The following is a 20,883-nucleotide window of genomic DNA, read 5'->3' on the forward strand; positions in this document are numbered from 1 at the left end:
AACCGTTGACGACCCTGACCGCCGGCCTCAGCTCCTGGAGCTTGTGCACGTGCGCCGCAGAGGCCGCCTCGCCGCCCGTGAAGGCGACCGTCACCGTCTCGAACGCCTCCGGGTGCTCGTCGACCAGGAAGTTGAACAGACTCGCCGACAGCTGCAGCATCGTCACCCCGTGCCGGCGGGACAACTCGGCGATCAACACCGGCTCCGGCCGCTGACCCGGCTGCAACACCGACACACCGCCGTGCAGCAGAGCACCCCAGAACTCCAGGCTGAACGCGTCCCACGACACCGGCGAGCACTGCAGGAACACCTCACCCGCACCGAACCCGCCGTACGACTGCCCCGACACCGTCGACACCAGATTCCGGTGCGACGACAGGATCGCCTTCGGCCGACCCGTCGAACCCGACGTGAACATCAGGCACGCCACGTCGTCGGCGCTCAGTTCCGTGCCGAGGTTCTCGCCGCCGAGGTCCGCCAACTGCTCGGAGGAGCAAGCGGCCGTGTCCCAGGGGCCGGAGAGGCGCTCGGCGAGACCGGGCTCCGCGACCAGGACGGCGATGCCGGCGTCAGTGGCGGCCGAGCGGAGCCGCTCGTCCGGGAAGTCCGGGTCGAGCAGCGTGTACCCCGCCCCCGTCTTGAGGACCCCGATCACCACCGACGCGAACTCCGCCCCGCGCCGCCGGAGCACGCCCGCCATGTCGCCGCGGCCGAGCCCCCGGGAGCGCAGGTGGCGGGCCCAGCGGTTGGCGGCGGCGTTGAGCTCGGCGTACGAGACCTCGCGGTCTCCGTCGATCAGGGCCGTCGCCTCCGGCCGCCGGGCCGCCTGCTCCTCGAACCGCTCCACCAGCGTCGTCTCCACGACGCCCGCCACCGGCTCGGCCCACCGCCCCGTCAACAGCTCGCGCTCCGCCCCCGACAGGACCTCCAGGTCCGACAGGCGCCGGTCCGGCTCGTCGAGGGCCTGGGTCAGCACCTCGCCCAGGACCGTCACCGTCCTTCGTACCGTGACCTCGTCGAACAGTTCCGTCGCGAAGAGCACGGTGGCCCGCAGCTCCTTCTCGTCGCCGGAGCGGAGGAAGAACTCCAGGTCGAACTTGGCGGAGCCGCTGGAGATCTTCTCCACCGGGCCCGTCCGGACTCCGCTCGGTTCGAAGGCCGAGCCCTCGCCGGTCTCCAGGCCGAGGCTGATCTGGAAGAGGGGGTGCCGCGAGAGGCTCCGGGTCGGGTTGACCGCTTCGAGGACCAGGTCGAACGGGGCCTCCTGGTGCGCGAACGCGTCCAGGTCCGCCGTACGCACCCGGCCCAGCAGCTCGCGGAAGCTCGGATCACCGGCACTGTCCGTCCGCAGGACCAGCATGTTCACGAAGAACCCGACCAGATCCTGCAGTTCCGGCTCTCCGCGGCCCGCCGCCGGTGAGCCGATCGCCAGGTCCGTCCCCGCGCCGAGCCTCGTCAGTGCCGCGACCAGGGCGGCGTGCACCACCATGAAGGGCGTGCACCCCTCGGCCCGGGCGAACGCGGCCACCCGCTCGAAGAGGTCCTCCCCGAAGCCGACCTCGACCTGTCCGCCCCGGTGGGAGGCCCTGGCCGGCCTCGGGCGGTCCAGGTTCAGCCCGTGCTCCTCCGGGAGACCCTCCAGCGCCCCGCGCCAGAACTCCAGCTCCCGGCCCAGCACGCTCCCCGGATCGTCCGCCGAACCCAACACCCGCCGCTGCCAGACCGCGTAATCCGCGTACTGGACGCTCAGCGGCTCAAGGACGGAGTCCTCCGTCCCCGCGACCCGGGCTTCGTAGGCCCGCTGGAGGTCCCCGAAGAAGACGGCGTTCGAGAGACCGTCCGTCGCGATGTGGTGCACCACCAGTGACAGCACCGCCGAACCGTCACCCGGCTCGAACACCACCGCCCGCAGCGGGAGATCCACGGCCAGGTCGAAGGCACGGCCCGCCGTCGCGGCCAGCTCCCCTTCCAGCGCTTCGGCTTCGACGCTCCGGCGTTCCACCGACACCCGGGACTGCTCCGGCGGCAGGACCCGCTGACGCGGCTCGCCCTCCACCGACTCGAACACCGTCCGCAGCGGAGCATGCCGCTCCACCACGTCGCTCAGCGCCCGCTCCAACGCCCCGACATCAAGCCCGCCCTCGCACCGCACCACCATCGGCACGTTGTAGGCCGCGCTGTCCCCCTCCAGCTCCGACAGCAGCCACAACCGCCGCTGGGCGAACGACACCGGAGCGGTCTCACCGGCCCCCTCCCCCGCCACCAGCGGGGGAACGGTCCGTACGCCGGTCTGCTCGCCCAGCAGTTCCGCGAGCCCCGCGACCGTGGGGTGCCCGAAGACGTCCCGGATCGTCAGCCTCACGCCGAACGCCTCGGCGATGTGGTTCGTCAGCCGGGCCGCGAGCAGCGAATGCCCGCCGAGGGTGAAGAAGCTGTCGTCGATGCCGATCGGGCCGGGCGTCTCCAGGGTCCTGCCGAACAGGGCGGACAGGATCTCCTCGGTCTCGTCGCGCGGGGCACGGGCCGTTCCCAGGACCGTCGTCGGGGCCGGGAGCGCCCGCTTGTCGATCTTCCCGTTGGGTGTGACGGGCAGGCGGTCGAGCACGGTCAGGTACGTGGGGACGAGGTGCTCGGGCAGCCGGCCGGCGACGTGCCGGCGGATCTCGTCGGGGTCCGTCTCCCCTGCCGTGTCCCCGTCCGCGAGGACGACGTAGGCGGCCAGCCTCTTCTCGTGGACGGTGACGACGGCCCGGGTGACGGCCGGGTGGGTCAGGAGGGCGGCCTCGGTCTCGCCGGGTTCGATGCGGAAGCCGCGGATCTTGATCTGGTCGTCCGCGCGGCCCTCGTACAGGAGGCGTCCGTCCCGGTCGAAGCGGGCCAGGTCTCCCGTCCGGTAGAGACGGCTGCCCGGCGGGCCGAAGGGGTTCGGGACGAACCGGGCGGCCGTCAGGTCGGGCCGGCCCAGGTAGCCGTGGGCGAGCCCCTCGCCCGCCACGTACAGCTCGCCCGTCACCCCCGGGGGGCACAGGCCGAGCCGGGCGTCCAGGACATAGGCCGGCTTGTTGACCAGCGGGGTGCCGATCGGGATCACCGGGTGGGGTTCGGGCCCGGTCTCGATGGTGTGGGTGGTCGCGTAGATCATGACCTCGGCGGGGCCGTAGCCGTTGAGGACGGTGATGCCGGGCCGGAGCCGCTGGAGCTTGTGGACGTGCGCCGGGGAGGCGGCCTCGCCCACCGTGAAGGCGGTGGTGACGGTCTCGAAGGCCTCGGGGTGCTCGTCCGTCAGGTAGTTGAAGAGGGTGGCGGACAGCAGGAGTGTCGTGACGCGGTGGCGGCGGGCCAGCTCGGTCACGAGGGCCGGTTCGGGCTTCTGTCCGGGCTGGAGGACCGCCGTGCCGCCGTGGAGGAGCGCGCCCCAGAACTCCAGGCTGAACGCGTCCCAGGACACCGGCGAGCACTGGAGGTAGACCTGCTCCGGGCCGGCGGGGAGGTAGGGCTGGCCGATCAGGGTCGACACCAGGTTGCGGTGGGAGGACAGGATGGCCTTCGGGCGGCCCGTCGAGCCGGAGGTGAACATCAGGCAGGCGGGGTCGTCCGGGCCGAGCGGCAGGCCGAGGTTGCCGGGGTGGTGGGACAGGAGTTCGCCGGGGGCCTCGGTGTGGGTCGCCCAGGGGCCTTCGACCCGGCCCGCGAGGGCCGGCGCGGTGACGAGGTGGCTGATGCCCGCGTCGGCGGCCGCCGAGCGGAGCCGCTCGTCGGGGAAGTCCGGGTCCAGGAGGACGTGGGCGGCGCCGGTCTTCAGGACGGCGAGCAGAGCGGTGGCGAAGCGGGTCCCGCGCTCGAAGAGGACTCCGGCCATGTCGCCGCGGCCGAGGCCCCGGGAGCGCAGGTGGCGGGCCCAGCGGTTGGCTGCGGCGTTGAGCTCGGCGTACGTGACCTCCCCCGCCCCGTCGACGAGCGCGACCCCGTCGGGGAACCGTGCCGCCTGCTCCTCGAACCGCTGCACCAGCGTCGTCTCCACGACGTCCGCCACCGGCCCGGCCCACCGCCCCGTCAACAGCTCGCGCTCCGTCCCCGACAGGACGTCGAGGTCGGCGACCCTGCGTTCGGCCGGGCGCTCCGTGGCGAGGAGGGCGGTGAGGAAGGCGGCGAAACGGTCCTGGTGGGCGGCGACGGCGGTGACGTCGACGCCGTCGACGGGGGTGTCGAAGTCGATGCGCAGGCCGTTGGCGGCGCCGAGGTCGAGCACGGCGACGCTGAGGTCGTCGACGGGGCCGTTGCTCACGTTGTGGTTGACCGTGGGGTGGCCGCAGACGGTGAGCTCCCCGTGGAAGCCCATGATGTTGAGGACGGGCGTGGCCAGTCTCCGGGAGCCGTCGACGACGCCGGCGTCGCGGCAGAGGTCCTCGTATCGGGTCAGCTGGTGGCGCAGTCCGTGCTTGACCTCGGCTCCCACCGAGCGGACCAGTGCGCCGAGCGAGTCCTCGGGGTCGATCCGGATCCTCAGCGGGACCACGTTCGACGACATGCCCGGGGTGCTGCGGGCGAGCCGGGACGTCCTGCCGGTGACCGGGAGGGCGACCATCAGCTCCGTGCGTCCGGTGACGCGGTGCAGGTAGACCGAGAACAGGGCCACGAGGAGGACGGACCAGGTGGCGCGCTCGCCGCGTGCGACCGAGCGGAGCCGGTCGGCGTCCGCCGGGGACACCCGTACGCTCCGCCGGGCGAAGGAGAGGCCGCCGTGCGCGGCCGTCGCCCGGCCGGTGCCCCGGACGAGGCCGGAGGGTGCGTCGGGGGCGCCGGCGAGGTGCTCCCGCCAGGCGGCGCGCTCGGCGGCGGCCTCGTCGGACCCTCGGTACTCGGCATCCTCGGCGAGCAGCTCCGGCAGGCTCCCGAACGGGGAGGGTCCCCAGGGTTCGCCCGCGACGGCCTGCTCGTACAGCTCGATCAGCCGGGCGAGTGCCATCGACACGCCCACGCCGTCGACGACCAGGTGGTGGAATCCGTAGAAGTAGAAGTACCTGTCCTCGGCGAGTCTGATCAGCGCGCAGCGGACCGGCGGCCGGCCGGTGAGGTCGAAGGGGGCGCAGATCAGTGCGTCGACGAGCCGCCAGGCCGCGCCCTCGGGGTCGTCCTCGGCGCTCACGTCGGTGAACGGCAGGGTGCGCGATCCGGCGTCGGTGTCGACCAGCTGCCACACCTGCTCGCCGTCGTCCTCGAAGCGGCTGATGCGGAGGAAGTCCGCCTCCTCGACGAGCCGGCGCCAGGCCGCGGCCATCAGCCGCGGGTCCACGGGGCCGTTGATCTCGCGGCACTCGGCGACGTTGTACTTCACGCCGGTGGGGTCGAGGGCGTGTGCCGTCCAGATGTCACGCTGGGCCACCGAGAGCGGCAACCGGACGGCAGCCGGAGCGGGTGCGACGGGCGTGTCGAACGGCATGAGGGGCTCCTGTGGAAGTCACGGCGGAGGAGGGGTGGGAGAGCGGCGCGGGCTCGGGCGGGGCAGTCGCCATACAACCCGTGGGCGGGGGCCGGGAGCGGCAGTTGGTCCGGCGGTACGCCAGCGGTTCGGCGGTGGAGCGGCAGTCAGGCGGCAGCGGTTCCGGCAGTCGTGCCGACGCGGTCCGGTACGGCGCCGCCGCTCATCGGACCGGTGTCCGCACCGTGGCGGCGGAAACGGCCGCGGTCGAAGGGGCCGTGTGCGGGGCCGTCGTCGTGGAAGCGATCGCCGTCGCCGTCGTGTCGGCCGCGAGGGCGCGTACCACGCTCAGCACGCGGAACGCGGAGCGGCCGCCGTCCGTGCCGGACCGGATCACCCCGCTGACCAGCAGGTCGCGGACCATGCGGCCGCAGTGCGGCAGGGGCATGCCGGTCAGCCGGACGACGTCCTCCAGGACGAACGCGTCCTCGCTCGCGGCGCACAGCGCGCCGATCAGCTGCCGGTGGCCGTCGGAGAGCGCGGCGAGCGTACGGGCGACGCGCTCGCGGAGGCGGGAGCCGGAACGCCCGTCGGCCAGGTGGTCGAGCAGGGACGCCGGGTCGGACTCGACGATGCCGCGCAGCGTGGTCAGGTCGCAGACGGTGAGCCAGGAGGCCGCCGCGGCGAGCGCGAGCGGATGGCCGTCGAGCCGGTGGCTGACCCAGGCGATGTCCGCGAGGACGCGCTCGTCGGGAACGATGTCGGGGCGGACGTGACGGAGCCGGCTGAGGAAGAAGCGGGCGGCGGGCGCGTCGGGGCGGACGCCGTCGGAGGGGTCCGGTGCCTCCAGGGGGGAGAGGAGGAAGAGGCGTTCGCCGGGGACGTCCCAGGGTTCGTCGGCGGTGACGAGGAGACGGAGGCCGGGCAGCTCGCGCAGCAGCCGGCTCAGGCGGTGGAAGTCGAGCAGTGCGGTGTCGACGCCGTCGAGGACGAGGAGCACCGCGCGGTCGCCGAGCGCGCCGGCCAGTTCGGGGGCCAGGTCGTCGGTCCGGCCTTCGCCGTGGAGGAAGGCGGCGCAGTCGGCCGTCAGGGCGGCGAGCCGGCCGTCGCAGGCCGGCAGGCAGTCGGCGACCGCCCCGGGGGCGGTGTGCCACAGCACCGGGAAGCCGGCGTCGTGCAGCCGGGCCGCGGTCTCCAGGGCCAGTCTCGTCTTGCCGACGCCGCTCAGTCCGACGACGGTGATCAGCCGCTCGGCTCCCGAGCGCAGCTCCTCGGTGAGGACGGTGGATTCGGCGGCTCTCTCGATCAGCGGGTGCAGCGGTACGGGCGGGGCCGGCCGCTCGGCGGTGAGGTCGCCCGGTCCGACGCCGCCCCGGTGTCCGTGTCCGCGCCGCACGGCGTCCTCGAGGGCGGTGCGGGCCCGGGGGCCCAGGCGCAGGCCGTCTGCGATCAGCCGGATCGTGTCGGCTCTCGGTCGCTGTGCCTTCCCCTTCTCCAGGTCGCGGATGGCGCGGACGCTGATGGTGGAGAGGTCCGCCAGCTCCTGCTGGGTCAGGCCGATGCGAAGCCGATGGCCGCGTATGAGGGTGCCGAGTGCGGCGGTGGCCGTCACGGTCTCCTCGGGGGAGAGACTGGTCGTCATGAGAAGCTCCCGCTCGTCGAGTTGGGGCGGGCCTTCCGTCGGCGCCCGGTCGGGCCGCCGGCCGGGGCTTCGCCTCGCCGTCTGCTGGGACCCATCGTCCGGACGCGACTATTCAGGGGGCATCCCGGCACTAACCCTCTGCCGCCCCCTCCGGGCGGCGGGGCCTCCGGGGCGGGATGGCGGGAGATAGCGGCCCGGAGGCCCGTGATAGCGGTGCGGGCGGGACGCCGTTCCGTGATAGCGGGGTGATAAGGCAGCGAGCGGTGCCGTGAATCCGGGTGTTCCTAACGTGGTGGTCACAAGGAAACGCCGCACACCACCGAGAGGCAGGATCCGATGTCCTACACCGCCACCGCCGCCCGCAACTCCGTCCGCGCCGCCGTCACCGCCGCGCTGATCGTGATCCTGACGGGGGCGGGCGTCCAGGCGAGCTGGGCCGACGGGACCACGGGCACCACCGACACCACCCCGGTCTGCACGACGACGGTCACCGCCACCGGCCCCGTCACCACGTGCAGCACCGACAACAACCCCTGGGACTGAATCCTCGTCCGGGAGGCCCGCGCTCAGCAGCCGGTCGCGAGCAGCCTCTCCGCCTCGGCGAGTTCCCGCCCCATCCGCCGCTCGCGGAACACCTCGACCGCAGGGACGAGCAGCTGCCGGGAACGTCCGGGCTCCGCGTCGAGGAGACGGGCGAGATCGAGGCGCGCCAGCGCGCCACCGCTAAAATCCATGACGCCCTCCCGCGCGGTCACCGCGCGGTCGAAGAAGTCCCTGGCCCGGTCGGGGCGGCCCATGACGACGAAGGCGTGCCCCAGGTCGCGGAGCAGATGGCCCTCCCCGATGACGTCGCCGGAATCCCGGCAGAGCTCCAGCACCTCCGTGAAGGTCAGGACCGCCAGGTCGCTCCGGCCCTGTTCGAGCAGCAGCTGTCCGACGCGCCGCAGTGTTCTCGCCCGGCCGCCCGTGTAACCGACCCCTTCGTAGATGTCCAGCGCCTCGTCCAGCTGGCGCTGTGCCTCCGTGATCTCGCCCTGCCGCATCCGGATGTGCGCGCTCTGGGTCAGGACGATCGCGCGGCCCACCACGTCGCCCGCCCGGTCGAAGTCGGCGAGGGAGCGGCGGTACAGCTCCAGGGCCGCGGAGTCGTCGCCGCTGGTGCGCGCGATGAGCGCCATGTCGCGCCGGCACAGTGCCTCGCCCATCGGCTCGTCCAGCGCCTGGAAGACGTCGAGCGCCGAGTTCAGCGACTGCCGGGCCGTGTCGAACTGGTTGCGGCTCATGTAGAGCGAGCCGAGGGACGCCCGGATCGCGGCGGTTCCCCGCAGGTTTCCCGCCTTGCGGACGGCGGCCAGCGCGCTCAGGTGGGTCTGCTCCCACAGGTCGTAGTGGCCGCGGACCTCGAAGAGCGTGACGAGCGAGGTCGCGAGGTCCCAGCTGAGGTCGTGGAGGCCGGCGTCCGCGGTGTGTTCGACCATTCCGCACAGGGAGGCCTGTTCGGCGTCGAGCCAGGCCAGCGGGTCGGCGAGCACCTCGTCCGTGTAGGAGGTCGGGGGTTCCCAGCGGGGCGCGTCGCCGTGCAGGACGGTGAAGTCCCCGCCGTACACCTTGCGGTGGGCCTGCTGGGCGAGGTGCATCCAGCCGCCCGCCATCCGGGCGAGCGCCTCCTGCCGTGCCTCGGGGGTGTGGTGTGCCGCCAGCTGTTCCCGCGCGTACACGCGGATGATCTCGTGGAAGCGGTACCGGAAGCCGCCGGTCCGCTCCACTCCGGCGACGTCCAGCATCTGCACGTCGACCAGTGGTTCCATCAGGTCCGAGGGGAAGGGACGGCGGTCGTCGAGCAGCGCGCCCGCCAGCCAGCTCGGCAGGGTCGGCGCCTGCGCCATGCTCAGGAGCCGCAGCAGCCTGCGGTCCTCCGGCGCCAGGCCCTCGTAGGTCAGCGACAGGCTGGCGCGCATCGTCATCTCGCCGTGGGCCAGTTCGTCGAGGCGGTGCCGCTCGTTGGCGAGCCGCTGCACCATCGACGCCAGGGTCCAGTGCGGGCGGGCCGCGAGCCGTGCGGCGACGATCCGGAGGGCCAGCGGGAGCCGTCCGACCGTGCGGACCAGGGCCTCCGCGGCCGCGGCCTCGCCCGCGACCCGTTCCCGCCCGACGATCCTGGACAGCAGTTCGAGCGCCCGGTCCTCGGCGAGCACGTCGAGTTCCACCCGGTGCGCGCCGGGCAGGGCGGTGAGGCGGGCCCGGCCGGTGACGAGGACGGCACAGCCCCGGCTGCCGGGCAGCAGCGGCAGCACCTGGCCCTCGCCGGCGGCGTCGTCGAGGACGACCAGGACGCGACGGGAGGCCAGCCGGGTGCGGTACATCTCGGCGCGCTCGTCCAGGGATTCCGGGATCAGCTGGCCGGGGATGCCGAGCGCGCGCAGGAACCGGCCCAGGACCTCCTCGGGGGTGGCCGGGGTGCCGGTCGTCCCGCGCAGGTCGCAGTAGAGCTGGCCGTCGGGGAAGCCGGTCTCGGAGAGCATGTGGGCGACGTGCACGGCGAGGGTCGACTTGCCGGTGCCGGGCTTGCCCGTGATCGCGGCGAGCCCCACCGTGGTGCGGCCCGGCCGTCCGGTCAGCGCTTCCTCCAGTACGGCCAGCTGGCCGGCGTCGGACACGAAGTCGGCGACGGCGGCGGGAAGCTGGTGCGGTACGGCGTCCTGGCGCAGGGACTCCGGGGACGGCGGGACGGGGGCCGGTTCGGAGTCCTCCTCGGGCTCCGCTCCCGCCGGCTCCTCCTCGGCCCTGTCTCCGGACACGCGTACGGGCGCGGGCGCGGCGGGCGCGGGGAGCCGGCCGGCGAGGATCGCCGACTCCAGCTCCCTGAGCTCCCGGCTGGGTTCGAGCCCGAGTTCCTCGGCGAGGAACCGCCGGGCGGTGCGGAAGGCCTCCAGGGCCTCGGCCTGCCGTCCCGACCAGTACAGGGCCTGGATCAGCTGGCCGCGCAGCTTCTCCCGCAGCGGGTGTTCATGGGTGAGCCTCTGCAGTTCGCCCACGAGGCCGTCGTACCGTCCGAGTTCGAGCTCCAGCTGGATGCGGAGTTCGACGGCGGTCAGACGTTCCTCGTTGAGCTGTCGCGCCTTGTTCGCCAGCGGGCCGCTGTCGAGGCCGGACAGGCAGTCGCCCTGCCACAGCGTCACCGCGTCCCTCAGCAGCCGTACGGCCTGGTCGGGTTCACCGCGCTCCCGCAGTCGGCGGGCCCGTAAGACGAGGCTGGTGAAGAGCGCGGCGTCCACGTTGCCCGCGTCGGTGTGCAGCACGTATCCCGGGGGCCGGGTCGTGATCGAGACCTCGCCGTCCGCGCCGGCGAGGAGTTTGCGCAGCCGCGACACACAGATCTGCACCTGGGTGCGGGCGGTCTCCGGGGGGTTGTCCTCCCAGATGAGGTCCACCAGGTGGTTGGTGCTGACCACCCGGTTCGTCTCCAGGAGCAGCGCCGCGAGGATCACCTCCTGGCGGCCGGGCGGGAGCCGCAGCGGCCCGTCGGGGCCGTGGACCTGCAGCGGTCCCAGGACCCGGAAGGCGAGGGGCGACATGTCCGGGAGTTCCTGGGATCTGTCCCCGATGTCGTCCGTCACCGATTCCCCCACCAAAGAAACGAGTTGACACGTCAGGTCCGAGTGAGGACAGTCTCCACAACCACCCCCGCCCTGTCCATGCCGTGAAGATCCCGGTCGGAGATAGAGGGGGGATAACGCGGAGTTGGCGGCTCCCCCCAGACTCCTGGCCGAGAGTGAAAGGGGCTCAGCCGTTGAACCGCCAAGATGACACGAGCACCTGGTCGCCGGGACCGGCCGACCTGGTCACGGCCGCGGGGATCGACCACGTCCGCCTGGTCTACGACTACCTGGACGCCGGTGACCTGGACTCGTGCGCCTCCCTGCTGCACGACGGCGTGGTCCTCGAACTGCCGGGACTGCCTCCGGCCCGGGGCCGGGCGGCGGTCCTGCACACCTGCTGCGGGCGCACGCCGCGGGCCCGTCACGAGATCGACCGGGTCGTGGGGCAGGACCGCGGCGTCGTCGCGACGGGGCGGCGGGTGGTGCCGGGCACCGGCGGACAGGACCTGCGCTTCGTCGACCTCTTCACGATCGCCGACGACGGGATGATCCTCGCCTGTACCCGGTACTACCACGTGGCGCCGTGAGCGGCGCCCGACGCCTCCTCAGCCGCCGTACGCGCCCGACGGAGCGTGTCCCGCCGGCCGGTTCACCGGGTCCAGGTCGCGCTGTCGAAGAGCGTCCCGGTGTCGCTGTACGCGCTGAGCACGAGTTGGGTCGGGGAGACCGAGCACTGCACGTACTCGTAGCGCGCGTCCCTGTACGCGCTCCAGAACGGCTGGCTCGCCTGGAACGTGTTGAGTCCGTTGCCGCCGCCGCCGGAGACGACGTACGTCACTCCCGTCGGGTCGATCGCGCCCCCGCGCAGCGGGTGGCTCCGTTCGTAGTTGTGGGAGTTGCCGGAGAGGCAGAGCGTGACCTGATACTGCTCCAGGAGCGGCACGAGATCGGCCAGGACCGTCGTGGAGCTGGAGGTGGTGGTCGTCGAGCTGTAGGGCGGGCGGTGCACGACGCAGATCTTCCACGCCGTGGTCGCGGCGGCGAGATCGGCGGTCACGAAGGCGCGCTGCGCGGAGCCGGCTCCCAGGGGCTGCTCGCTGTCGACGACGAGGACGTGGAGGTCGGCCCACTCGTAGCTGTACCAGCGCTGGTTGTTCGGGGACCACAGGTTCCGTGCCGTCGCGCCGTCGCCGTAGTAGTCCTTGTTCCCGTTCGCCGGATAGAGCGTCCGGGTGCGGATGGCCGGGCCGTACTGCTTGTAGAAGCGGTTGTCGAAGTCGGAGTAGAAGCGCTCCGGATCCGGGTCCTGGGCGTCCGGGTACACGTTGTCGCCGAGGGTCTGCACGAAACGGGCCGGTGACGCGGCGATCAGGTTCGCGATGCTCGCCTCCTGCGCCGATCCGCCCCCGTAGTCGCCGACCGCCGCGAAGGTGAAGGCCGTGCCCGGCGCGGCCGCGGTGGTGAAGCGGTTGCCCGCGAGCGTGGCGTTGCCGGACCGCACCTGGTAGACGTACTCGGTTCCCGGCTGCAGTCCGCCGAGCAGCATGGCGTGCTGGAGCCGCGGGGTGGGGTCGGAGACACTGGCGGTGAACGATCCGATCCCGTAGTCGACGGTGCTCGGGGTCGGAAGGTTGGTCCACCACAGCACGCGTGCGCTCGTCCGGTCGGTCTGGACGACGTAGGGGCCGCGGGTGACCAGGACGGTTCCGGCCGCCGGGGTGGACAGCGTCCTGCCGGTCGTGAGCGCCGAGACGTTGCCGGCGGAGTCGACCGCCGCGATCCGGTACGTGTACGAGGTCGACGGGGCGAGGCCGTTGTCGGAGTACGTCTTGCGCAGCGGCTCCTCCACCGTGGCGACGAGGACGTTGTTGCGGTAGACCTGGTAGCCGGCGACGTCGCTGGAGCTCGACGAGCCCCAGACGACGTCGAGCCGGCTGGAGGAGTACCGCCGCACCGTCACGCTGCCGCTCGACACCGCCGAGGGGGCGCTCGTGTCGCTGGAGGTGCCGGTCGTGACGGCGATGGAGGCGGCCGGCCCGACGTGCCCGGCGACGTCGACGGCGCGCACCGCGAACTGGTAGGCGCGGCGGGCGAAGAGCTTGCTCGCGGTGTAGGTGGTGCCGCCGTCGGTCGTCGCGATCTGGACCAGGTCCTGGAGCGGAGCCCCGGAAGGACCGCGGAGGATCCGGTAGCCGGTGATCTTGGCCACGCTCGTGGACTTGGTCCAGCTGAGCTTCACGCTCGACGACGTGATCGAACTCGCCCTGAGGTTGGTCGGCGCGGACGGCGGCGTCGCGGGGTCCGGTTGCTGGGTGACCACGACGACGGGGGCCGAGCGCGCCGACTCGACCCCGCCGACCACGGTGGTGACCTCGTAGCGATATGTCGTCGTCGCGGCCAGGCCGGTGTCCTCCAGCAGGGTGCCCGGCTGCTCGATGATCAGCTGGTCGTCCCGGTAGACCCGGTAGGAGTCGGCCTCCGCGACCGCGGTCCACAGCAGTCGCACCGTCGACGACGTCAGTGCCTGACCGGCGAGCAAGGTCGGGGGAACCTGCGCGGCGGCGGCGCTCGCCGAGGACGGCGAGACGACGACGTCACCGATGTCGAGCGCCACCCCCGAGGCGAGGGCGTAGGCGACGAACTGGCGGCGGCTCAGGGCCATGGTCTTTTCCTCTCCGGGCCACCGGGCCGGACTGCCGGCTGCCGCCCCGACAGCCCACGCTGGTCGACAGGCTCAGGGTGGCCGCCGAGCGACCCCCAACAGGCCGATTACGCCGAAAGCGGCATGTCGCAGACCGTCACGTACCGGGACACCTTCAGAGCCCCGGCCCGTTGTAGGCGCCGCGGTGCGGCTTCGCGGTCGCGCTCACCGGGTTCGCCCAGTAGTCGCGGCCTCCGTTTCCACCGATCACGGAGCCGTTGTCGAGGGCGGGGGACGTGGCGCGCAGCTTGTAGCCGTCGACGGAGTGGATCGTGTCGCCGCCGGTGCCGGGGTTCACGAACTGCGGGTCGCCGACGATGCCGTTGGCCGTGGGCCGGGGCACGCCCTGGAAGACGTTCCACAGCCAGGAGATCCCGGCCCCGGTGGGCAGCCGGGAGTCGCCGGTCCCGACCCAGATGTTGTTCTCGACGACGCTCTCGTCGGGGAGCGTGATGCTGAACTTCTTGTCGGTGCAGTAGAGGACGTTGTTGTAGAGGTGCAGCGCGGAGCGGCCGGCGCTGACGCTGCTCATGCGGCAGTCGTTCTCGGAGATGTTGTAGCGGATCACCTGCCGGGCGCCGCCGATGGTTCCGCAGCCGTCGCAGTCGAGGAAGAAGCCGCCGATGTTGTCGCGGCTGAAGTTGTACTGGATCGTGCAGGTGCCGGTGTTGCCCCAGTCGCAGTCGAAGGCCTGGCTGTCGGCCACGGACATCCGCGTGATGCCGTACACGGCGTTCTTCTGGATCGTCGGGTCGTGGTCGCCGAGCACCCAGATGCCGGCGAAGTTGCCTCCGGAGAAGGGGTAGACGCCGTTGCCGACGCCGGAGGCGTTGTTGTACTGGATCAGGGGGGCGTCGGCGTAGCTGGCGATGATGCCGTCGCCGCCGACGTCCTTGACGACGTTGTTCTCGATCAGCACGCCGGTGCCCTTGACGGCCATGGCGCCGACGCGGATCTTGAGGCCGCCGCCGCCGGTGTTGCTGATGTGGTTGTCGTGGACGTGGACGTCGTTGAGGGTCGAGTTCGTGCCGCTCGCGCCCGTGACGATGCCGGCGGACTGGACGAAGTCCTCGGTGGTGGGGCTGTTCTTGTTCGTCTGGCCGGCCACCCGGTCGATGACGAGGTCGCCGATGTCGAAGCCGCGGTGCGCCGTTCCGTCGGTGGCGGAGATCCGCAGACCGGTGCGACGGGCGAGGGTGGAGGCGGGGTTGGTGAGCTTGAGGTTGCTGATCCGCCAGTGGTCCTGGTTGGTGAGGGAGACCGTGTTCGGGGCGCCGCCGCCGTCGATCACGGGCAGGGCGCCGGTTCCGTAGCCGGTGAGGTCGATGGGTGCGGCGGCGGTGCCGCTGCCCCGGGGGGCGAGGGCGCCGGTGCACGTGGTGCCGGCGGCGAAGGCGAGCGTGTCGCCGGGGCCGTACGTCCTCGCGTTGGCCTGTTCGATGCTGTTGAACGGCGCCGCCTGGCTGCCGTCCCCGGCGGTCGCCCGGGAGCAGTCCACATGGGTGACGCTCCCCGCGGCCTCGGCGGGCGCGCCGGGGAGGACGGCGATTCCGCCGAGCGCGAGGACGGCGGCGACGAGCCCGCGGAGGGGCGACTGCCGTGCGGGCAGGGCTCTGGTGGTCATGGCGCAACAACCTTTCTGGCGGTCGGGTGCGGCCAGAAGCTAGGTGCGGCCGGTGATCGAGTCAATGCGTTCCCGTCGATTGATCGAATTTCGATCAGATGGCGGGCGATTGGTCGATCCGGTACGTGCGCTTGACCGTCCGGGCGGGCGAGAGCGCCGTCGACCGGATGCCGGGCGGCCGGAGGCCGTACTCAGGGCCGCGTCCGACAGGGCGATCCCCGAGGCCGCCGCGTCGGCGGCCTCGGAGGCCAGGGCTTCGGCGGCCCCGGGGACGGGGCTTCGGCGGCCCCGGGGACGGGGCTTCGGCGGCCCCGGGGACGGAACGTCCGAGCCCGTCGGCGCGCGGGCCGGTTCCCGGATCCCGCGCGCCCCGGTCAGAAGCCGACGGCGGTCGGCACGAGCCGGAGCCGGCAGGCTTCCAGCGCGCTGTCGAGATGAGCGCCGAGTCCCGGGTCGGGGGCCAGCGCGGAAAGGCGGTGCATGGTCAGCACCGCGTCCCAGGCCGATGCCCTGGCCAGGGCCGACGCACTCCAGGAGACGTCTTCGAGGTGGGTCCAGAGGTGGGCGCCGAAGCCCAGGTGAATCGTTCCTGCTCGGGATTCCTCCTCGTCGAGGGCGCGACGTGCCGCCGTCAGGAAGGCCATGGCGTCCTCGGGACCGAGCGCCGAGACGACGCCCCGGAGGAGGGAGGCGGTCAGGGACGTGACCTCGGCCCAGTCGGCCGCGTCACCGAAGCGCTCGCACAGGCGTACGTTCAACAGGTGTTCCATGTCGGTGGTCATGCATGCACAGATACGTTTCCGCTGCCCGTGCCGCCCGGCACGACACGCGGGACGTACCGCCCGCCCCCCGTACGGAGTGATCGCCCCCGGTCCCGCCCGGGGCCCACGACCCGAACGGCCCACGCCGCGGAACGCCCGGGGGCCGGGGCGCGGAAAGCGCTCCGGCCCCCGGGCGGGTCGGTGTCGGCGGGGTCAGCCCTGCTCGTCCTCCGGGATGCTGACCAGCCAGCGGGTGTCCTTGCGCGGCCGCAGGTACAGCGCCCAGTAGAGGGTGGCCGCGGCCGTGATACCGCCGGTCCACAGCAGGTACTCGACGTCCTGCATGTACAGGATGTACGCCATGACGCCGATGAGCACCACCGGGACGGCCGGCCACAGCGGCATGCGCCACGCCGCGACCTCGCGGTGCGCGCCCCGGCGGCTGAACAGCGCCGCCACGGCCACCAGCAGGTACATGCCGGTGACGGAGACGCCGGTGACGCCGTAGAGGGTGTCGAGGTTGACGAAGCACAGGGCCGCGCCCGGCACGCCCACGACCAGGGTGGCCACCCACGGGGAGCCGAAGCGGCCCAGGCGGGACAGCGCGTTGTTGACGGGCTCCGGCCAGGCCTTGTCGCGGGCGGAGGCGAACAGGACGCGGGAGTTCTGGATGACCATGACGATGCCGGCGTTGATGATGGCCAGCGCGACGCAGAGGCTGATGAAGGTGCCGACGGCGGAGTTGGACCAGGCCTCGATCATGCCGCTGATGTCGCCGCCGGTGAGGGTCTCCAGGTCGCCGGCGCCGAGGGTGATGGCGACGACGGGCACCAGGATGACGGCGGTCGAGATGGCGAGGGTGGCGAGCACGGTGCGGGCCACGTTCTTGCGCGGGTTCTCCAGCTCCTCGGAGAGGTAGACGGCCGTCGAGAAGCCCTGGGTGATGAAGAGGGCGATGGCGAGGCCGGAGACGACCATGGCGCCGGTGACGAGCGAGTGCGAGCCGCCCTCGGCGGCGACCTGGCCGTGGACCAGCGCGCCGACGCCCCGCTCGGAGTGGGCGAAGCCGAGGATCGCGACGATGCCGGCCGCGATCACCTCGAGGACGAGGAAGATGCCGGTGATCCAGGCGTTGGCGCGCAGGTCGAGGAGGCCCGCGAGGGTCGCGAGGAGCATGACGCCGGCGCCGGCGAGCGGGGCAGGGATGTGCACCAGGGGCGCGAGGTAGTCGGCGGTTCCCATGGCGATCACCGGTGGCACGATCATCACCACCAGCAGGGACAGGACGAACACCAGCCAGCCCGCCAGGCGGCCCGAGAGGGTGGAGACGATGGCGTACTCGCCGCCCGCGCTGGGGATCAGGGTGCCGAGCTCGGAGTAGCAGAACGCCACGCCGATACAGAGCAGCGAGCCGATGGCGATGGTCAGGGCGGCGTACGTGCCGACCCCGTCGAAGAGGTCCGGCACGACCACGAAGAGGGTGGAGGCGGGCGTCACGCACGACAGCGTGAGCAAGGTGCCGCCCACGACACCGATGGAGCGCTTGAGCTTCTGCGGCACGGGTTCGGTCTGGGGGGCCAACGCGTGCGGCGCGCTGAGGGTGTCGGTCATCAGGCGGTTCCGATCGATGGGAGCGGTGGTTCTGAGCGGGAGCGGTATCGCCTCCGAGGCGGCTGGTGATCAGGTGGTTCCGTGGGCTCCCGGCTGAATGGAAGCGCGAGCAGAACCGCAGGTCAATGGCCTTCCCGCTGCGGAATCCGTTGTTCCGACACGCCCGGGAGGGACCTCGGGGCGTCAAGGGCGCGTCAAGACGGCCGAAACGCTCCGTGCGGGAACCGCAGCGCGGCCGGGAGGACTTTTCCCGCGCTTTACCGCCGATCCACATTCCGGAATACGGGACGCATTCCCCGGAACCGGCGCATTCGACCCCGCGCCGGTCCGCGCCGTGTCACGTTTCCGGCCGCCGTGCCGTCGTACTGCCGAGAGGTCCCGATCCGGAACAGAAGGAGATCCCCGTGCCGACAGCCGAGACGACACGCAACATCGCCGCGCTCCACCGCTTCCACTCCGCCACGAACAGCGGCGACCCGGACCTCGTCGCGCGGGCCGTCGACGAGTTCACCGCGCCGGACGTGGTCTTCCACGCGCCCGTGCCGATGGGCGGGACCGGGGCGGAGGCCATGAAGCGGGTGTGGGAGGCGCTCCTGCACGCGTTCCCCGACATCCACGTCACCGTCGAGGAGACGGTCGCGGAGGGCGACAAGGTCGTCGCCCGGAACACGGTGACCGGAACCCACCTGGGCGAGTACCGGGGACTGCCGCCGACCGGGAGGCGCGTCACGTACGGCGAGATCTTCGTCCTCCGTTTCACGGACGGCCGGATCGCCGAGATCCGGGGCGTCGTGGACGTCCTCGCCCAGCTCCGCCAGCTCGGCGCCCTCCCGTCCTGACGAGGTCCGAGGGGGCGGCCGGAGCGCCTTCCAGGCGCCGGGCGACTCCTGAGCGCCGGGAGCGGCTCCGCGCCGGCCCCTACGCCCACCGCCCGCGCATCAGCTCCAGGTCGTCGCCCCACGCGTCGAGCACCGCGTCGAGGCCCCGGTGGCGCGCCTCCGCCTCGACCTGGGCGAAGAGCCGGCGCTGGGCGGTGACGTCGCCCGATTCCGAGATGCGGCCCAGGGCGTCGAGCAGCGTGCCGGTGTCCCAGCCGGGCAGCGGGTACCGGTCGAGCTCCCACTCCAGGTACTTGTTGTAGGGGCGGGGGCGGCGGTCGAGCGCGAAGAGGAGTTCGAGCAGGTGGCCGAGGCTGTCGGTGGCGTCGAGCCGGGCCGCGAGAGCGTGGCCGTCCCTGTCGTTCTTCAGCGAGCGGTAGAGGCAGTTGGCGTAGGCGTCGAGCCGGTCGGCGGCGGCGCGGGAGGCTTCGTCGGCGGTCAGGCGTGCCTTGGCCGCCAGGATCCGGGCGATGTCCCCGTCGAGCCGGTCGAGCACGACCCGGGCGCGGGCGAGGGCGTAGCGTTCGAAGCCCGGCATCCCGACGGACCGGAACCGGTCGAGGGTGAGCAGGACGAGGTCGAGTCCGCGGGTGCGGTGCCCCGCGAACCCCGCCAGCTCCGTCGGCACGCCTTCGGCGAGGACGACGTACAGGTCGTGGTCGGAGTGCTCGGTGGTCATGCCCTCGTGTGCCCGGGACCCTTTGAGTACCAGGCCGACGACGGCCGCGTCCGCGGAGGCGAGCGCGACGAACTCGTCGTAGGAGAGGGGCCGCCCCGCCGTCATCGGGAGGGCTCCGGGGTGATGCCGCAGGCTCCGAGGACCAGGTGCAGGCGTTCCTCGGTGGTGCGGGTCAGGGGTGGGAGGAGCAGGGTCGTCAGACCGGCCTCGACGCCTCCGCCGTCGTGGGCGGAGCGGTCGCCGACCATCAGGGCCGCCTCGGGGCGCACCCCGAGCTGGTCCAGGGCCACGCCGAAGAAGGCGGGGTCGGGCTTGCACAGGCCGTGTTCGAAGGACAGGGCGTAGCCGTCGACGTGGGCGTCCAGGCCCGCCCGCACGAACGCGGGCCGGATGTCGAAGTGGATGTCGCTGATGAGGGCCACCTTCAGGCCGGCGGCCTTCAGCGCCGCCAGGGTGGGCGCGACGTCCGTGGCGAAGGGGTTGCCGACGGGGTCGGAGAGGGTCGCGTAGAGCGCGTCGGCCAGGGCCGGGTCGATCCCCGCGGCCCGCACCCACCGGGTGTAGCCCTCGCGGTGGGCGTCGGCCGACGCGTCGGACCAGCCCCGTGCCACCTCCGGCAGCCGGCCCGCCTCGCTCAGGGCCGTGCTGAGTCGCCGTACCTCCGTCTCCGCGGCGTCGAGGCCGAGGTGGAGGAGGGTGCGTTCGATCCACCGGGCTCCTCTCGGCCTGCCGGGGACCGGACCCCACTTGGGGACGACCAGCGTTCCGACCCAGTCGAGCAGTACGGCTTCGAAGTAGGGCATGTCTCCCCCGAGAACGGCCGGTTCATGATCGCGGGCAGCCTCTCAGTCGCGGACGGAGGCGTCAACGGACTTCTCTCCGCCGTGCTCGCTCAGCCGTGGAGCAGTCGCCACGTGGTGAGGGCGAGTCGTGCGCGGGTCAGGCCCGTGGGGGCGGTGAGGTCCAGGGCGAGCGCCTTGCCGATGTGGTCGAGGCGGCGGGCGATGCTGCTGTGGTGGAGGTGGAGGAGGTCGGCCGCGCGGCGGACGGAGGCGGTGGCGCAGTAGGTGTCCAGGGTCTCCAGGTCCTCCGGGGACAGGCGGTCGATCGCGGTCACGTCGGGGTTGTCCCGTACGGCCTCCTCGGGGATGTCCGCCAGGAGGGCCAGGGCGCCCAGGTCGGCGTGGTCGACGACGGGTTCGCGCGGGGTGGTGAAGCGGAGGGCGGTGCGGGCCTGGCGCCAGGAGCGGTCGGGGCTCTCGGTGGCGCCGATGCCCGCCCGTACTCCCGCGGGGAAGCCCGTGCGGTCCAGGGCGGTGGCCAGGATGACGCCCGCGTCGGCGAGCGGGGCCGCCTTCACGGGGCGGGCCGGGCAGACCAGGGTGCCGACGCGGTCGAGCGGGAGGCTGGTGCGGACGGCGACGACGTGGACGGGGAGGCCGGGGGCGAAGCCCAGGAGGCGCAGCGCCCGGGCGCGGGCGGCGTCGTCGCTGTCGGAGCTGATGGCCAGTTCGACGAGGGCGGGGTCGGCCATGGTGGTGCGGGCGGGGCCGTAGCGTTCGGCGGCGGCCGCGGCGGCGATGGCGAAGCGGTCGAGGAGGACCTCGTCGAGCGGGTTGGGCGGGCCGGGGCGCTCCAGCCAGACCGTGCCGATCTCCTCCTCGTCGAGGGTGATCGGCACCTCGGTGGAGGCGGGCGCCGGCGGGGTGGGCGCCTGGGTGCCGTGGGGCGAGACGCGGGTGGAGCCGCCGGTGCCGTGGAGCCGTATCCCGGCGACGCACTCGGCCAGGCCCGCCGAGGCGCGGGCGAGCGCGGGGAGGTCGACCCGGCGGCGCATCAGGGTGTCGTAGAACGCGACGATGCGCATCGCGCCGTCGACGTACGGATCGAGTCCCGACAGACGTACGGCCAGTGCCTCCATGGCAGAAGGATGGCAGAAGGCCCGGGGGAGGACGTGCGCCGCTCGGTG

At 72.7% G+C, this 20,883-nt stretch carries 13 protein-coding genes; 3 read left to right on the forward strand and 10 right to left on the reverse strand.

Going from position 1 to position 20,883, the window contains the following annotated elements; genetic code table 11:
• Positions 1–5,440: amino acid adenylation domain-containing protein (locus tag ACFYUZ_RS27780; protein ID WP_389313686.1), on the reverse strand; the 5,440-nt coding region annotated here is incomplete at its 3' end.
• A gap of 202 nt (positions 5,441–5,642) precedes the next feature.
• The gene (locus tag ACFYUZ_RS27785; protein ID WP_389313688.1) at positions 5,643–7,061 is read right to left on the reverse strand and encodes a helix-turn-helix domain-containing protein; all 1,419 of its coding nucleotides are present in this window, start codon (positions 7,059–7,061) and stop codon (positions 5,643–5,645) included.
• Positions 7,062–7,397: 336 nt separating this feature from the next.
• Here ACFYUZ_RS27785 and ACFYUZ_RS27790 point away from each other — a divergent pair, with 336 nt between their 5' ends.
• A complete protein-coding gene (locus ACFYUZ_RS27790; RefSeq protein WP_389313689.1) occupies positions 7,398–7,604 on the forward strand; it encodes a hypothetical protein in 207 nt (68 codons plus the stop codon).
• A 23-nt stretch (positions 7,605–7,627) separates the two neighbouring features.
• Here the strand turns inward: ACFYUZ_RS27790 and ACFYUZ_RS27795 are convergent, their stop codons facing one another.
• Positions 7,628–10,636 carry a BTAD domain-containing putative transcriptional regulator gene (locus ACFYUZ_RS27795; protein WP_389313691.1) on the reverse strand — a complete coding sequence of 1,003 codons (3,009 nt, stop codon included), beginning with the start codon at positions 10,634–10,636 and terminating at the stop codon, positions 7,628–7,630.
• Between the two features lie 215 nt (positions 10,637–10,851).
• On the opposite strand from ACFYUZ_RS27795, the gene ACFYUZ_RS27800 reads away from it, so the two are divergent.
• Complete coding sequence (locus tag ACFYUZ_RS27800; RefSeq protein ID WP_389313692.1) at positions 10,852–11,247, forward strand: nuclear transport factor 2 family protein; 396 nt, start codon at positions 10,852–10,854, stop codon at positions 11,245–11,247.
• Positions 11,248–11,309: 62 nt separating this feature from the next.
• Here the strand turns inward: ACFYUZ_RS27800 and ACFYUZ_RS27805 are convergent, their stop codons facing one another.
• The 4 genes from ACFYUZ_RS27805 to ACFYUZ_RS27820 form a co-directional block, all read right to left on the reverse strand.
• Positions 11,310–13,322, reverse strand: coding sequence for a fibronectin type III domain-containing protein (locus ACFYUZ_RS27805; RefSeq protein WP_389313694.1), 2,013 nt, complete (start codon positions 13,320–13,322; stop codon positions 11,310–11,312).
• A 154-nt stretch (positions 13,323–13,476) separates the two neighbouring features.
• Positions 13,477–14,985: a right-handed parallel beta-helix repeat-containing protein gene (locus tag ACFYUZ_RS27810; RefSeq protein ID WP_389313696.1), complete on the reverse strand. Its 1,509-nt coding sequence runs from the start codon at positions 14,983–14,985 to the stop codon at positions 13,477–13,479.
• Between the two features lie 374 nt (positions 14,986–15,359).
• Entirely contained in the window at positions 15,360–15,767 is a 408-nt protein-coding gene (locus tag ACFYUZ_RS27815; protein WP_389313698.1) for a hypothetical protein, read from the reverse strand.
• Between the two features lie 192 nt (positions 15,768–15,959).
• On the reverse strand, positions 15,960–17,357 hold the full coding sequence (locus tag ACFYUZ_RS27820; protein WP_389313700.1) for an APC family permease: 1,398 nt from the start codon (positions 17,355–17,357) through the stop codon (positions 15,960–15,962).
• Between the two features lie 404 nt (positions 17,358–17,761).
• Here ACFYUZ_RS27820 and ACFYUZ_RS27825 point away from each other — a divergent pair, with 404 nt between their 5' ends.
• Positions 17,762–18,196 carry an ester cyclase gene (locus ACFYUZ_RS27825; protein WP_389313702.1) on the forward strand — a complete coding sequence of 145 codons (435 nt, stop codon included), beginning with the start codon at positions 17,762–17,764 and terminating at the stop codon, positions 18,194–18,196.
• A 79-nt stretch (positions 18,197–18,275) separates the two neighbouring features.
• Here ACFYUZ_RS27825 and ACFYUZ_RS27830 read toward each other — a convergent pair whose 3' ends face one another.
• From ACFYUZ_RS27830 to ACFYUZ_RS27840, 3 genes are all read right to left on the reverse strand, one after another.
• On the reverse strand, positions 18,276–19,019 hold the full coding sequence (locus tag ACFYUZ_RS27830; protein WP_389313703.1) for a hypothetical protein: 744 nt from the start codon (positions 19,017–19,019) through the stop codon (positions 18,276–18,278).
• Positions 19,016–19,717 (reverse strand): HAD family hydrolase, encoded by a 702-nt coding sequence (locus ACFYUZ_RS27835; RefSeq protein ID WP_389313705.1) that lies wholly within the window; start codon positions 19,715–19,717, stop codon positions 19,016–19,018. Before ACFYUZ_RS27835 ends, ACFYUZ_RS27830 begins: the two co-directional genes overlap by 4 nt.
• An 89-nt stretch (positions 19,718–19,806) precedes the next feature.
• Positions 19,807–20,835 carry a helix-turn-helix domain-containing protein gene (locus ACFYUZ_RS27840; RefSeq protein WP_389313707.1) on the reverse strand — a complete coding sequence of 343 codons (1,029 nt, stop codon included), beginning with the start codon at positions 20,833–20,835 and terminating at the stop codon, positions 19,807–19,809.
• Positions 20,836–20,883 lie beyond the last annotated feature (48 nt).

Origin of the sequence: Streptomyces sp. NPDC004266 (genome assembly GCF_042874095.1) — a bacterium.
In the GTDB taxonomy this organism is placed as follows: Bacteria; Actinomycetota; Actinomycetes; order Streptomycetales; family Streptomycetaceae; genus Streptomyces.